Origin of the sequence: Bartonella sp. AP57NXGY, from assembly GCF_042195805.1 — a bacterium.
In the GTDB taxonomy this organism is placed as follows: domain Bacteria; phylum Pseudomonadota; class Alphaproteobacteria; order Rhizobiales; family Rhizobiaceae; genus Bartonella.
On sequence record NZ_JBHIOZ010000025.1, the window covers coordinates 1 to 14,254 of the forward strand.

At 38.9% G+C, this 14,254-nt stretch carries 13 protein-coding genes and 1 pseudogene; 8 read left to right on the forward strand and 6 right to left on the reverse strand.

What is annotated here, in order from left to right; translation table 11 throughout:
• From cobT to ACFIL8_RS04385, 3 genes are all read right to left on the reverse strand, one after another.
• The coding region (gene cobT / locus ACFIL8_RS04375; RefSeq protein WP_375688999.1) for a cobaltochelatase subunit CobT at positions 1-1,745 on the reverse strand (1,745 nt) is incomplete at its 3' end.
• A 14-nt stretch (positions 1,746-1,759) separates the two neighbouring features.
• The gene (cobS, locus tag ACFIL8_RS04380) at positions 1,760-2,740 is read right to left on the reverse strand and encodes a cobaltochelatase subunit CobS (protein WP_375612717.1); all 981 of its coding nucleotides are present in this window, start codon (positions 2,738-2,740) and stop codon (positions 1,760-1,762) included.
• A gap of 202 nt (positions 2,741-2,942) precedes the next feature.
• The gene (locus ACFIL8_RS04385) at positions 2,943-3,563 is read right to left on the reverse strand and encodes a J domain-containing protein (RefSeq protein WP_375612239.1); all 621 of its coding nucleotides are present in this window, start codon (positions 3,561-3,563) and stop codon (positions 2,943-2,945) included.
• A gap of 124 nt (positions 3,564-3,687) precedes the next feature.
• Here ACFIL8_RS04385 and ACFIL8_RS04390 point away from each other — a divergent pair, with 124 nt between their 5' ends.
• The gene (locus ACFIL8_RS04390) at positions 3,688-3,960 is read left to right on the forward strand and encodes a BolA family protein (RefSeq protein ID WP_375612716.1); all 273 of its coding nucleotides are present in this window, start codon (positions 3,688-3,690) and stop codon (positions 3,958-3,960) included.
• A gap of 18 nt (positions 3,961-3,978) precedes the next feature.
• Here ACFIL8_RS04390 and ACFIL8_RS04395 read toward each other — a convergent pair whose 3' ends face one another.
• Together ACFIL8_RS04395 and ACFIL8_RS04400 are read right to left on the reverse strand one after the other, a co-directional pair.
• Entirely contained in the window at positions 3,979-4,947 is a 969-nt protein-coding gene (locus ACFIL8_RS04395) for a tyrosine recombinase XerC (RefSeq protein ID WP_375638443.1), read from the reverse strand.
• A 3-nt stretch (positions 4,948-4,950) separates the two neighbouring features.
• A complete protein-coding gene (locus tag ACFIL8_RS04400; protein WP_375612242.1) occupies positions 4,951-5,772 on the reverse strand; it encodes a SapC family protein in 822 nt (273 codons plus the stop codon).
• 132 nt (positions 5,773-5,904) lie between these two features.
• Between ACFIL8_RS04400 and rimM the strand changes: the two genes are divergently transcribed.
• The 7 genes from rimM (at position 5,905) to ACFIL8_RS04435 (ending at position 12,041) form a co-directional block, all read left to right on the forward strand.
• Positions 5,905-6,462, forward strand: coding sequence for a ribosome maturation factor RimM (gene rimM, locus ACFIL8_RS04405; RefSeq protein ID WP_375612243.1), 558 nt, complete (start codon positions 5,905-5,907; stop codon positions 6,460-6,462).
• Positions 6,463-6,746: 284 nt separating this feature from the next.
• Positions 6,747-7,445: a tRNA (guanosine(37)-N1)-methyltransferase TrmD gene (gene trmD, locus ACFIL8_RS04410; RefSeq protein WP_375612244.1), complete on the forward strand. Its 699-nt coding sequence runs from the start codon at positions 6,747-6,749 to the stop codon at positions 7,443-7,445.
• 209 nt (positions 7,446-7,654) lie between these two features.
• On the forward strand, positions 7,655-8,095 hold the full coding sequence (rplS, locus tag ACFIL8_RS04415) for a 50S ribosomal protein L19 (RefSeq protein ID WP_375612245.1): 441 nt from the start codon (positions 7,655-7,657) through the stop codon (positions 8,093-8,095).
• Positions 8,096-8,589: 494 nt separating this feature from the next.
• The gene (gene sdhC / locus ACFIL8_RS04420; RefSeq protein ID WP_375606014.1) at positions 8,590-8,991 is read left to right on the forward strand and encodes a succinate dehydrogenase, cytochrome b556 subunit; all 402 of its coding nucleotides are present in this window, start codon (positions 8,590-8,592) and stop codon (positions 8,989-8,991) included.
• Positions 8,992-9,009: 18 nt separating this feature from the next.
• Positions 9,010-9,396 carry a succinate dehydrogenase, hydrophobic membrane anchor protein gene (sdhD, locus tag ACFIL8_RS04425; protein ID WP_375628616.1) on the forward strand — a complete coding sequence of 129 codons (387 nt, stop codon included), beginning with the start codon at positions 9,010-9,012 and terminating at the stop codon, positions 9,394-9,396.
• Between the two features lie 6 nt (positions 9,397-9,402).
• Positions 9,403-11,247, forward strand: a complete 1,845-nt coding sequence (sdhA, locus tag ACFIL8_RS04430) for a succinate dehydrogenase flavoprotein subunit (RefSeq protein WP_375681424.1) — start codon at positions 9,403-9,405, stop codon at positions 11,245-11,247.
• Between the two features lie 14 nt (positions 11,248-11,261).
• On the forward strand, positions 11,262-12,041 hold the full coding sequence (locus tag ACFIL8_RS04435; RefSeq protein ID WP_005774220.1) for a succinate dehydrogenase iron-sulfur subunit: 780 nt from the start codon (positions 11,262-11,264) through the stop codon (positions 12,039-12,041).
• Between the two features lie 1,822 nt (positions 12,042-13,863).
• On the opposite strand, the pseudogene ACFIL8_RS04440 reads toward ACFIL8_RS04435, so the two are convergent.
• Positions 13,864-14,254: pseudogene (locus ACFIL8_RS04440) on the reverse strand (integrase); the annotation flags it as partial.

Sequence of the window (14,254 nt, forward strand, 5' to 3'; positions counted from 1 at the left end):
ATAGGGGAGTGTGTTTGGATTTCTTGAATCACTGCGCGTAAGTGTTTTTCTAAATAATTGCTGGAGTTGACCGATAGTGTCGAATCGTCAACAGGAGCGCCATCAGAAATGACCATGAGGATACGACGTTGTTCACGCCGTGATAAAAGGCGTTGATGAGCCCAAATTAAAGCTTCTCCGTCGATATTTTCTTTTAATAATCCTTCTTGCATCATTAAACCTAAATTGCGTCGTGCGCGACGCCATGGGGTATCAGCACTTTTATAGATGATATGGCATAAATCATTGAGGCGTCCAGGATTATGGAGTTTGTTTTGGGTAAGCCATTGTTCGCGCGATTTTCCCCCTTTCCAAGTTTTGGTGGTAAAACCTAAAATTTCAACTTTGACACCACAACGTTCAAGAGTTTGTGCCAAAATATCAGCACAACTTGCAGCAACGCTAATGGGGCGTCCGCGCATTGAGCCAGAATTATCAATGAGGAGTGAAACAACTGTGTCCCGAAATTGGGTGTTGCTTTCCATTTTAAAAGAAAGGGGTTGCATGGGGTCAATAATTAGACGTGGAAGCCGTGTTGTATCAAGATATCCTTCTTCAAGGTCAAAGTTCCAGTTGCGATTTTGTTGCGCCATCAAGCGGCGCTGGAGACGGTTTGCTAAACGTCCAACGATGTTTTGCAGATGATTGATTTGCTTATCAAGATAACGGCGTAAGTGATCTAACTCGTTTTCAGAACAAAAATCTGTTGCTTCCAAAATTTCATCAAATTGACGGGTGAAGATTTTATAATTGCCAAGTCTTTGCATTTGTTCCGAATCAGAAAAAAGGTGTTTGGGTTTGCTCGGCTTTTCTTGCCAAGGTCCATTTTTTTGCTCGCCGTCAGCTTGATCATTGTTGTTTGATTGTGTCGCTTGTGTTTTTCCATCATCTTGCACATCACTTTCTTGTTCAGTGCTGGTTTGTTCTTCACTTTGAGCGTGTTTTTTGTTTTTACTCTCTTCTTCTCTTTGGTCTTGAGGTTCACACGCATTTTTTAATTTTTTATTGTTTTCACTGTTAGAAGCTTCAGCTTGTTGCACTGTCATTTTGAGTGTAACAAGCATTTGGCGAACAATCTGTGCAAAAGCTTGTTGGTTGTAAATATGATGTGGGAGTTCATTGAGTTGTGATGCTGCTTTTTGTTCGAGTTCTTTACGCCACAATTCTAAGACAGAACCCGCTTCTCTTGGAGCTGCGCGCTTTGTTATTTTTTCACGCAATAAAAGTGCAATCGCTTCTTGGATGGGGGCTTCACTTTGGTTGCTAATTTTATGATAATGGGCTCTTTTGTATTTATCGGCGAGCATGACATCAAGATTTTTTGCAAGTCCCTCCATGGCTAAAGTACCAATTGCTTCAACACGTGTTTGTTCGAGGGCATCAAAGACAGCACGTGCTTCTGATTCTAGTGGAGAAAATTGCATGTGAATGCGGTTGTCATGCCATGCTTTGCGCAGAGCCATGGAATCACCTAGTCCGCGGGTAATAGTGATGTCTTTATTTGTTGCGTATTGAGGTAATTCTGGTAAACGCGCGCAACTTTCGCTTAAAGATGGTCGGTTATGACTAAAGGAAACTTCAAGGTTGTTTGTGCCTGCAATCGCACGCATACAGGTGGAAAGTGCTTTTTTAAAAGCTTCAGCATTAAGAGTGTTGTTGGAAGAATCTTTTGCCGGATTTTTGTTGTCGCCAATATCGGTAGCCATGAGTGACAGATTCCTTAAGGCGAAACACCATGAATGAGTGATTCGGGAAGCTCTTGTCCAAAGGCGCGTTGATAAAATTCTGCAACAGTGGCACGTTCGAGTTCATCACATTTATTGAGAAAGGTTAATCGGAAGGCAAAGCCGACATCTTGAAAAATTGTTGTATTTTCTGCCCAAGTAATGACGGTACGTGGACTCATGACAGTTGAAAGATCTCCATTGATAAAAGATTGGCGTACCATATCAGCAACATGAACCATTTGTGAAATTGTCTTTTTTCCCTCAGCCGTTTGAAAAGATTTGACCTTTGAACAAATGATATTAACCTCTTTATCATGGGGTAAATAATTGAGTATCGTAACAATAGACCAGCGGTCCATTTGAGCTTGATTGATCTGTTGGGTACCATGATAGAGACCGGTTGTATCACCAAGACCAATGGTGTTTGCCGTTGCAAAAAGACGAAATGCTGGGTGTGGAGAGATGACACGGCTTTGATCAAGTAAGCTTAGTTTTCCAGAGGTTTCAAGAACGCGTTGGATGACAAACATAACATCGGGACGCCCCGCATCATATTCGTCGAAAACAAGAGCAATATTATTTTGATAAGCCCATGGCAAAATGCCCTCTTTAAATTCAGTGATTTGTAAGCCATCTTTTAAAACGATAGCATCTTTTCCTACAAGATCGATACGACTTACATGACTATCGAGATTAATGCGAAGACAAGGCCAGTTAAGACGTGCAGCAACTTGTTCAATATGCGTTGATTTCCCTGTACCGTGATAGCCAGAAACCATTACACGGCGGTTAAAGGTAAAACCTGCGAGAATCGCTAAAGTTGTTTGCTGATCAAAAAGATAATCAGGATCGATATCAGGAACATGGGGACTTTTTGTGCTAAAAGCAGGGACTTTCAGATCTGTTTCAATATGAAATAGATCGCGAGCACAAAGTGTAATATCGGGCAAATTTTCAACGGTAAGATTTGTCATTATGTTTCTGGAAGGGAGAGGACGCTATTTATTCATTAGAAACGATACAAGAGTTAAAGTATTTATGCAATGCTCTATAATGAGAGCCTTAGATATTGAAGAAAGATTTTTTTACATATTCTATAATGTTTTGCAAAAAAAGTAACATTTTGCGCAAATAATGATGGTCTAAATGAAAATAGACTCATATAAGCGCATGTTTTCAGCACAAACCAGACTTTTTTAGCAAATTGTAAGCATGTAAAACATCACGAAAGCGCTCTTCTGAAGCACGATTACCACCATTGGAATCAGGATGGTGCTTTTTTACCAACTCTTTATATTTCATTTTGATGTCTTCTGCTGAAGCGTTTGCCTGTAGTCCCAGTGTATCAAAAGCTTTTGCTTCTAAGGGCTTTAATTTTCGTGAGAACTTATTGTTTGAATGCTGCCCAGTAAAAAGCGTGAAGGGATCGCGCATGCGATTTTGATAGGCAGCTGTTCCAGAGCGAATCTTTGCATAATTCGCGGCTGTTTTTTTCGATGTACCATTGCTCAGATCTGTAGGCCATGTCGGACGATGTCCTGTGAGAGCATCCTTTTGAAATTTTGCGATATCTTTATTGCTAAGACCAGAGAAGTAATTAAAATTTTTATTATAGGCGCGTACGTGTTCAATACAAAAATATAAATATTGTCCTTCGTGATTTCGACCTGCTGGTGCTTTATGGGACCCTGTTTTTTCACAACCTTCCCACTGACACTGTTGTGCTTCTGGCTCAGCTTTTTGTTTTTTATTTGAGCTTATGCGAATTGAATCGAATAATTTAGATGTTATTGTCATATTATTGGTTTATGCAAAATTGATTAATTTTACAAGAATTGACTTTTGAAAAATTTGTTTTCACACTTATTCTATTATGAAAAAGGTGTATCTTTGCACGTTCATTTTGTTTGAGGAATGAAAAATGTTTATAGAAACAATAATTCAGAGAAAGCTTCAGGATGCTTTTCATCCGCAAAAGCTTGAAGTGATTAACGAAAGTCATCTTCATGAGGGGCATCCTCATAATGAACATGCTTTTGATGGTAAAGGAGAAACACATTTTCGAGTGAAAATTTTATCTTCTTCTTTTTCTAATATGACACGCGTAGAAATACATCGAGCGATTTATAAAGTTTTACAAGAAGAGTTAGCTACTTGTGTTCATGCTTTGGCACTTGAGGTTGAAACACTCTAATTTTTTGATGAGACGTTTTTAGGAACGGGGATGGGCCTTTTGATAGATTTTTAACAAATGGTCTGTATCGACGTGGGTATAGATTTGTGTGGTGGAAAGACTAGCGTGCCCAAGAAGTTCTTGAATCGTGCGCAAATCTCCCCCCCGTGATAAAAGATGGGTGGCAAAAGAATGGCGCAGTGTATGAGGCGTTGCAGTTTCTGGTAAACCAAGGCTTGCACGTAAATTACGGACAGCTTTTTGAATAATGGCAGGCTGTAGGGGACCGCCTCGCGCCCCACGAAATATGGGTTGGTTATCCAATAAAGGATATGGGCAACATTTGAGATAATTTTGTACAGCTTCGTAAACAATTTTGATGAGAGGAACAAGGCGTGTTTTGCCGCCTTTTCCTGTTATAAATAAACTTGTTTTTTTAGGATCAGAAAATTGTTCTGGTGTGAGGCTTAAGGCTTCTGATATTCGCATTCCACAGCCATAAAGAAGCATGAGGACAGCAGCATTACGAGCGCTAATCCAAGGTTCATTTTCCAGTTGATTTTCTTGTTTGACTATGTGAAGTGCTGATTTTATCGCTAAAGGTTTTGGGAGCAATTTGGGGTGTTTGGGGCTTCGGATAAGTTGAGCTGCGGGAACATTGACGATTCCTTCACGTGATAAGTATTTGAAAAAAGAACGGATGCCTGCTACTCCGCGGCTTAAAGAGCGCGCACTTACATTGTTTGTACGCCGATAAGCAAGATAAGCACGCAAGTCACTGATGCGTAAATGAGCAAGATCTGTAAGGGTTGGTGTATGGCTTAAGTGTTGACAGAGAAAAGACAAAAATTGCCGCGTATCACGTTCATAGGCTTGCACTGTTTGTGCTGACATACGACGTGTTTGGGTAAGACACTCTAACCAATTTTTCCTTGCGTTTAAAATTGCATGGTCTGCTGGAATGAGAGGAATATTTTCATCTTTTCTCTTGTCGTTTTTGATGGGCATTATCTAGTTGAGAGTTTCTTTCTTTTTAGATTTTTCATCGTTAGAATGACCATTCTTGTTTTGGGGTTGCTCTTCACGATTGATAAGTTGCTTTTCACCTTTGAGAGAGAGTATTTTCACAAGATTGTGTGTTGACATCAAATGCGCAAAAATTAATCCTAAAAAGCCATTTTTATGAAGTTTGGCAAGTTGGCTTGCTGATAATTTATTCAATTTTTCTTCATCAACAACCCAAAAATGTTCCAATTGCGCTGAGAGACCTTTATCGTTTTTCACATTGATGGATTTTTGGCTTAGAAGATCCATTTCTACAAGAGCATCAATAAACTCAGAGGTTTTCTCCATAGCGATTTTAAAACTTTCAAGAAAGCGAATACGTTCTTCCATAAAAGGAGAAATAGAGCCATCGGAATTAAAAAGTTCTGTTCCTGCAACTTCATTAAACATACCGGACTGTTGATCAAAGCAGACAGAAAGTTCTTTTTCATTGCTAATTTGTGCCAAAACAAAAGGATAGCGACGGACAAAAGCTGGAACATAAGTATTGTTTTTCCAACTTTTATCAGAAGCGATATAGTCATTTTCGTCATTAGAAAGACCGACAAGAGCTGCGGATGTGTAGTGCCGTTTTTTTTGTTCATCTTCGGCGCACATAAATAAAATAGGATAGTCTAGCGCTGCTTGAAAATATTCAGTACTTGCTAAAGGAACCCAATGAGTATCCTTGGCAAAAGACATATCAGTTGGAGGAGCAAATTTTAGATTTTTATGGGAAATTTTGTTGATTGGTGTGATATCTTTGTAAAATAGCATAATATTTGCCATAAGACTTTCTCCTTTATTAATTTGTTTTTTGTTACCAAGAAAGGTCTTTTAGAAGATTGTCTCATATGGCAACAAGATTGAATAGAAAACTATAAGATTGAAGGGTTCATTTTTGAGAGATAATATTTTTGCATGAAGTATAATAAAGAAAAGCTTAAAAATAAAGTCTATCTTGCCATTATTGGTATGCCTCATGGTATAAAAGGAGATGTTTTTGTTAAAATTCTAAGTGCTGAGCCACAGCGTTTCAAGTTTTACAGCACTCTTTATGATGATATGGGGCGTTCTTATGAAATTGTAACTCTTCGCATACAAAAAAATAAGGCGATTGTACGTTTTAAAGGGGTAGAAAATCGTAATGCGGCTGAGTCTTTAAAAGGTATTCGCCTTTATGTGACGCGTGATCAATTAATTGATGATTTGATGGAGGATGAGTTTTATCAAGTCGATTTAATAGGCTTGTGTGTCCAAGATTGTGGGGGGAAAATCTTAGGTGAAGTGTGTGGTTTTTTTAATTTCGGGGCTGGTGATTTGCTTGAAATACGTTTGAATACAGGTAAAAGAGTTCTTATTCCCTTTAGTAAGGCGGCGGTACCAGAAATTTGTATGGATTCTGGTTTTCTTGTTGTTGATCCCATGGCCGCTGGTTTAATTGATGGGGGAGACAATGAGAAAAAGGAAATAGCTTGAATCTAAAAATAAAGATGAAGGTAAAAAACAACAGATGAATTTCGTCAATAAAAAGTGGAATGTGTGAAAATATTAAAAATGCTCTTTTGAGCAGATATTGTAAGCACTTTATCTCGAAATAGTCCTGAATTTTTAGAGTCTTTTTTAGTGCAAGTATTTAGAAGGATCGTATTGAATATGGCGCAGATCAAGAAGACTCAGATTAACGCTATAGCGTTAAAAGTCTTGTTTGTGCTATTTTTGCTATTAAGAGTCTGTTTAAGAAAATAAGGATAAGAAATAAAATGAAATTTCAGGCGCGCGTTTTAACCCTTTATCCTGAAATGTTTCCTGGTTTTTTAGGGTATTCTTTAGCAGGGCAAGCTTTAGAGCGTGGAATTTGGTCACTGGAGACGGTACAGATTAGGGATTTTGCTTTAGACAAACACCATAGCGTTGATGATAAACCTGCTGGTGGGGGAGCTGGTATGGTAATGCGGGCGGATGTATTGGCGGCTGCTCTTGACTGCTGTCCACAGGATTCGCCAAGATTGTTGATGAGTCCACGTGGGCGTCCTTTTGACCAAGCTTACGCGCATAGCTTGGCTCGTGATACGGGTGTAACGTTAGTTTGTGGACGTTTTGAAGGGGTTGATGAGCGAGTCATAGAAGCACGAGAATTAGAAGAAGTTTCTATTGGTGATTATATTCTTTCAGGGGGTGAAACAGCTGCATTGGTTATCTTAGATGCTATTATACGTCTTCTGCCTGGAGTGATGGGGAATGCAGCTTCTGCAAGGTGTGAAAGTTTTGAAAATGACTTGCTGGAACATCCGCAATATACCCGCCCTTCTCTTTTCGAAGGGCGGGGTATTCCGCCTGTATTGCTCTCAGGTCATCACAAAGCGATCGCAGATTGGCGTCAAAGCCAAGCCGAATTGTTAACACGTCAACGTCGCCCTGATCTTTATGCGCGTTATAATAAAAATCATCAGAAAACTTGATTCATATGATAAGGTGGTGTATTGCATGGCTCTCTTTTTAGAGAGTTTTTTATAAAAGGTTTTCTGTAGTTCCAAAATTAAAATGAAGGAATGGTGTATTCGCTCCTGTGTAAGACATAGCCTAAAGAGCTCCTTATTCTTAATAAAGGCTTTTTTGGTAAGAGTTGAGCGCTCTGACTGTTCGATAAAGAACATGAAGGATAAAAGAAATGAATATTATCGCACAGCTTGAAGCTGAACAATGTGCAAAAATTGAAGAAAAGCGCCAATTTCCAGCATTTCAGCCAGGAGATACAGTCCGTGTTATGGTGCGTGTGACAGAAGGTACACGGACGCGTGTTCAGGCTTATGAAGGTGTCTGTATTGCGCGTTCAGGCGGTGGGTTGAATGAGACCTTTACAGTACGCAAGATTTCTTATGGTGAAGGGGTGGAGAGGGTATTTCCTGTTTATTCTCCTTTGATTGAAGGTGTTGAGCTGGTGCGCCGTGGTAAAGTGCGCCGTGCAAAACTCTATTATCTACGTGGCTTGAGAGGTAAAGCTGCACGTATAGCTGAAAAGAGAGATTATCGGAAAAAAGCTGAAAAGGTTGTTGAGAAAGTAGAAGCAGCATCTGTCAGCACAGATGTTGAAAAGCAAGTTTCTGAGTAAAGATTATATCGGCTAAACTTTATGCAAAAGCGGCTTTTATGCCGCTTATTTGTGTCTTTCTTGATTCGTTTTGCCTTTTAAAAGGCTTGGAGTGGACATAAAAATGTTCAATCTATCAATTTTTCCTCTTTTTATTCTTAATTATGGGTGCAGTTTAAGAGACTATTGCATATATCGTGAATACTCAAAAGGATAAGTTTAATCTGAAAAAATGTCTGTTTATATTTGGAAACGATTTTAGACCTTTGACGTGAAGATAAAAGTGTATTAGATTAAGGCGAGTTTTGCGGATCATATCCAGGGAGTAATCGGTTTTTTTATGCGTGACCTTTAATCCGTTATTTGAGACAACCGACCTGTAATATCGGTATCTTGAGATGCCAAACAAGTAAAAACGAGAGAGTATGTTTAGTCGTTTTGCGCGACTTTCTCGTTCATTGCGGTTGCAAAAACCAGGTCAGGATATTTTATGATAAACCAGGTCAGGATATTTTATGATAGAGACAACTAGGATAAAAGAGCGCCCTCGTTCCCCTCATATAAGTATTTATCGTTGGACAATTACTATGGCCATGTCCATTGCACACCGCATTACGGGTATGGCACTTTATGTTGGAACGGTTTTTCTTGCTGTTTGGTTAATTGCTATTGCGTGTGGCGAGGAGACATTTAGAACAGTTTACGAAATTTATAGTTCTTGGTTTGGATTGTGTATTTTGTTTCTTTATACTTTGGCAGGGGTTCATCACATGGTTGGTGGTGTTCGCCACATTGTTTGGGATCTGAAGCCTTGCCTTTTGGCAAAAGAAAAGGCAACAGTCACTGCTTGGGCGACAGTGTTTATTTCTCTTATTGTTACTTTTGCGATTTGGATTATTGGATATACCGTTGTTTAGCTGGGGGTGAAAAGAGACATGAAAAAAGATTTTCGAACGGAACTTGGAAAAGTACGGGGGCGTGGCAGTGCTCATGAAGGAACAGAGCATTTTTGGCTAGAACGTTTGACGGGGTTTATCAATCTACCACTTTTGATATTTTTTATTGTTCTTATTCTTTCGCTTGTGGGAAAGGATTATAGTATTGTGCGTGCAAGACTTGCACATCCTATTGTTGCTGTTTTGATGGGATTGATGACTTTTTCGGTCCTTTATCATATGAAACTTGGTATGCAGGTAGTGATTGAAGATTATATTCCACGTGAAGGTTTTCGGATATTCTTTTTGACGTTAAATATTTTATTTTGTTTTCTCATAGGTGGTATCATTATTTTTTCTCTTTTGAAAATTGCATTAGGGGGTTAAACAAGTATGGCGGGTACAGGATCATCTCTGGGTGCTAAAGCAGGTAACGCCCCTTATCGCACTGTGGATCATAAATTTGATGTTGTTGTTGTTGGGGCAGGTGGTGCAGGATTACGTGCGACACTGGGTATGGCAGAACAAGGATTAAAGACAGCTTGTATTACGAAGGTTTTTCCAACGCGCTCACATACGGTTGCAGCACAAGGGGGAATTGCTGCATCGCTTTCAAATATGGGACCTGACAATTGGCAGTGGCATTTATATGATACCGTGAAAGGTTCTGATTGGTTGGGCGATACCGATGCAATGGAATATTTGGTGCGTAATGCTCCTGCTGCTGTGTATGAATTAGAACATTATGGCGTTCCTTTTTCGCGAACGCAAGAAGGCAAAATTTATCAGCGTCCTTTTGGTGGACATACGACACAATTTGGTGAAGGTCCGCCTGTTCAGCGTACTTGCGCAGCAGCTGACCGTACAGGCCATGCCATTTTGCATACGCTTTATGGACAAAGCTTAAAGCATAATGCGCAATTTTTTATTGAATATTTTGCACTCGATCTCATCATGACGGATGGGGTTTGTACGGGGGTTGTGGCATGGAATCTCGATGATGGTACAATACATCGTTTTTCTGCCAAAATGGTTGTTCTTGCAACCGGTGGTTATGGACGCGCTTATTTTTCTGCGACATCGGCGCATACCTGTACGGGTGATGGTGGTGGAATGATTGCACGTGCTGGATTGCCACTTCAGGATATGGAGTTTGTGCAATTCCATCCGACAGGGATTTACGGTTCTGGCTGCTTAATTACAGAAGGAGCTCGTGGTGAAGGAGGCTATTTAATCAATTCTGAAGGTGAACGCTTTATGGAGCGTTATGCACCTTCCTTTAAGGATTTGGCTTCACGTGACTTGGTTTCGCGTTGTATCACACTTGAAATTCGTGAAGGGCGTGGCGTTGGACCTAAGAAGGATCATATTCATTTGGTTCTCAATCATATTGATCCTGCAATCTTGCATGAGCGTTTACCAGGGATTTCAGAATCAGCACGGATATTTGCAGGGGTGGATGTAACAAAAGAGCCTATCCCCATCTTGCCAACGGTTCATTATAATATGGGTGGGATTCCTACCAATTACTACGGGGAAGTTCTCAATCCAACGGCTGATTCGCCTGATCGTATTCAACCAGGGCTGATGGCGGTAGGAGAAGCAGGATGTGCTTCTGTTCATGGAGCTAACCGCTTGGGGTCAAATTCATTAATTGATCTTGTGGTGTTTGGTCGTGCTGCTGCCATTCGCGCGGGTGAAGTTATTGATCGGAATGCAGAAATTTCACCCATCAATGAAGAAGCTGTTGACGAAATTATAGCGCGTTTTGATCGTTTACGTTTTGCACAAGGGGCAATACCAACAGCTGTATTGCGTGAAAAAATGCAACGCACGATGCAAGAAGACGCAGCAGTCTTCCGTACAGAAGATTCTTTGAAACAGGGATGTCAACGGATGAATAAAATCTGGGGGGAATTGTCGGATCTCAAAGTCACAGATCGTTCTCTGATATGGAATTCTGATTTGGTTGAAACATTAGAGCTTGAAAATCTTATGGCGAATGCAATCATGACTGTTTATTCTGCCGAAGCACGTTCAGAAAGCCGTGGCGCTCACGCTCGTGAAGATTATCCAGAGCGTGATGATAAAAACTGGCGTAAACATACGATTTCACATTTGTCAAAAGAGGGTAAGGTGACATTATCGTATCGACCTGTCCATGTGGACCCGTTAACATCTGAAGCTGATGGTGGGATCGATTTAAAGCGCATTGCACCTAAAAAACGGGTTTATTAAGGGGAGAATGAAATATGGTACAAATTAAGCTTCCCAAAAATTCTCAAGTAAAACCGGGAAAGGTTTGGCCTAAACCTGAAGGTGCTACAAAGCTGACGGAATTTCACGTGTATCGTTGGTCGCCTGATGATGAGGAAAATCCTCATTTAGATACTTATTATGTGGATCGTTCTGCTTGTGGTCCTATGATTCTTGATGGGCTTTTGTTTATTAAAAACCATATTGATCCAACTTTGACACTTCGTCGATCATGCCGTGAAGGCATCTGTGGTTCATGTGCGATGAATATTGATGGAACCAATACATTAGCTTGTACCAAAGGGATGGATGATGTAAAACATCCCATTAAGGTCTATCCGTTGCCTTCCATGCCGGTTGTTAAAGATTTGGTTCCTGATTTAAAGCGTTTTTATGCACAACACCGAGTCATTGAGCCTTGGTTGCAAACAGTTTCTCCTGAACCTGCAAAAGAATGGTTACAAAGTCACTCCGATCGCCAAAAAATCGATGGCCTTTATGAATGTATTTTGTGTGCGTGTTGTCAGACTTCATGTCCAAGTTATTGGTGGAACGGTGATCGTTATTTGGGGCCCGCTGTTTTGCTTCAAGCTTATCGCTGGATTGCGGATTCACGTGATGAGATGTGTGGTGAACGTCTTGATAATTTAGAAGATCCTTTCCGCCTTTATCGTTGCCATACGATTATGAATTGTGCGCAAACTTGTCCAAAGGGATTAAATCCAGCGAAAGCGATTGCTGAAATTAAAAAACTCATGGTTGAACGCCGCCTTTGAAAATTTACTGATTGATCAAAATAAAGCGCAAGGTGGAAAATTGTATCTCCTTTTAGCAATTAAATCTCTAAAAGAAGATCGGCTGCTTATGGGGGCGCAGTAGCTATAATCATTCTAAAAGTGAAGTAATCCCTAAAAATTTAAGCAATCCTTGTAGAAGCAATCCTTGCAATGGCTGAGCAGAAAACTCATAGTTGAATATTATCTTTGAAAATTGACCGATTAACGAACAGTAAAAAGAAAAATAGAAAATTGTGCGTGTTTTTGTGCCTCTTTGAGGCTTAATATCTAAAAATTTATTGGCTTCTATGAGGCGGTTAGTATAGTTATTATTGCCTTTAAAAGGCATTAGTCTTTCGAGTAAACTATACTTTAAATAGCGTTCTATGTAAAAACAATAAAATCAATATGCCATGTGTTTTTATTTTTATTAAATTCGCATCATAATTTATAATTTGATGCAGATTCAAGTAATCATTTTTTATAAAAAATGATTACTCTTTATAAATAGAGCACAAAAAATAAATGCTGATACAAATATTATAACGCATGTAAATTATCTAAATGAAATACAAAGGAGTGATCATTATGACAATTCGTCATTTTACGACACATTTATTGTAATATCGAAAACATTGCTAATATTCAAGGATTAGGAATTTTTGATAATATCATTATATATATATATATATAAAGGTCATATTTTTTGTTTTAAAGATTGGATTGTTAATCGCATTAAAAAGCAAAATTTATAGTTCTTAAAAAATGGAGAACGTAAAAGCCCTCTCTATTGTAGAGATAGATCATACAGTTAAGGGGGAAGTAATTTAAAATTATTGTAACGTCATAGATTTAAATTCATTAAAGAGCAAATAAGGCGTTTTTAAAAAATATCAAATTTATAGTTTTTTCCAAAAATTTAGAAAAGGCTAGTGAGAATTCTAAGAACACGTGTTGCGAATGTGGAATAGGGATGTTTATAGGTTCGTTTGAGTTGAATGAATTCAATCATCAAAGAAAACATGTTGTGTTTTTATGAGTTTCATAGGTTTTGATTTTATATATTTTTATCTATAAAAAATAGAGATTTCTAGGTTTAGGTCTTATTTATTATGTTAGGGTATTTCATTGTTCTTGTATATATGCTGAAGAAAGTTATTTAAGCAGTAAAAGTGTTTTTTATTTTTTAGCATAAAAGATATTTCTTAACATGAAAGAGAGGTGTCCAAGTATTAACGGTATAATCAGCCATTGTTTTGGTATTTATTCTGTTGTGCTGTAAAACACTATCTTATTTAGGATGTGGTAATTAGAGTGGTTAGGAGGTGAAATCTGCTAGGTGAGGGGGCGGATTGTTTGCAGATCAGTGGCGTGTTAAGAGGCTTCGTCCTTTGAGGTGTGATAGGTGGAGTCTGTTAGCCAATTACGTAAATGAGAGAGAAATCTACGTGGACAGGTTTTTAACCTAACCTCTCTTATATATTGTGATAGGAAATTCACCTTAATAAGGACTACGACCGGTTACAGAAAACAGAAATCATTGCGAAAAAACAAGCGTGCTTGTTTTAAAATTTTTAATATTTGTGATCATAGTGACATGCGAAATCTCCTGTAGTATCACGCAGACCGTTCGTATTCTCGAGCCAAGAGTTGTCCATATATCCTCTTCAATCTGATCTTCACGAATTGATGCAAGAGATGGGTACGAACACCTGTAAGAATAAGCAGACGCAAAGCCAGTTGTATCATTCTTGTTGCTTTGCAGAGTGTTTGATAAAAATCTGGAACATTTCTCCAATTCATTGCCGGTTTATTAATGACTTTATGGCGTTGTTTTTCTAAAAGAGCTTTTGCTGTTGCAGCTTTTACTTATCAGATGGGAGTTAAGAGTATTATGTATCTCTGTTGGCGCAATCTTTGAAAGTTGCTTACAGCCGCCTAATTTGAGGAGAATATGAAGCTGTAAAGGTGCAAACCAGTTTCCATTTTTAGCATCATTTTTTAATTCTGCTTTACGGCTTTCAAAAGCATCTAGAGTAATGTCTTTTAAATAATAGAGATTACACATTGCTTCACGCTTTTGTTTCTCTCGTTCTTTAATAAGATCAAAACCCTTATGTAAAACAGAACGCCCCGAACCAAATACACTTTGCTTGTCAATTTGCACGCTTGTTTTTAAGAAACCTTTCTTTAAGGTGCCTAAGCTTATTTCA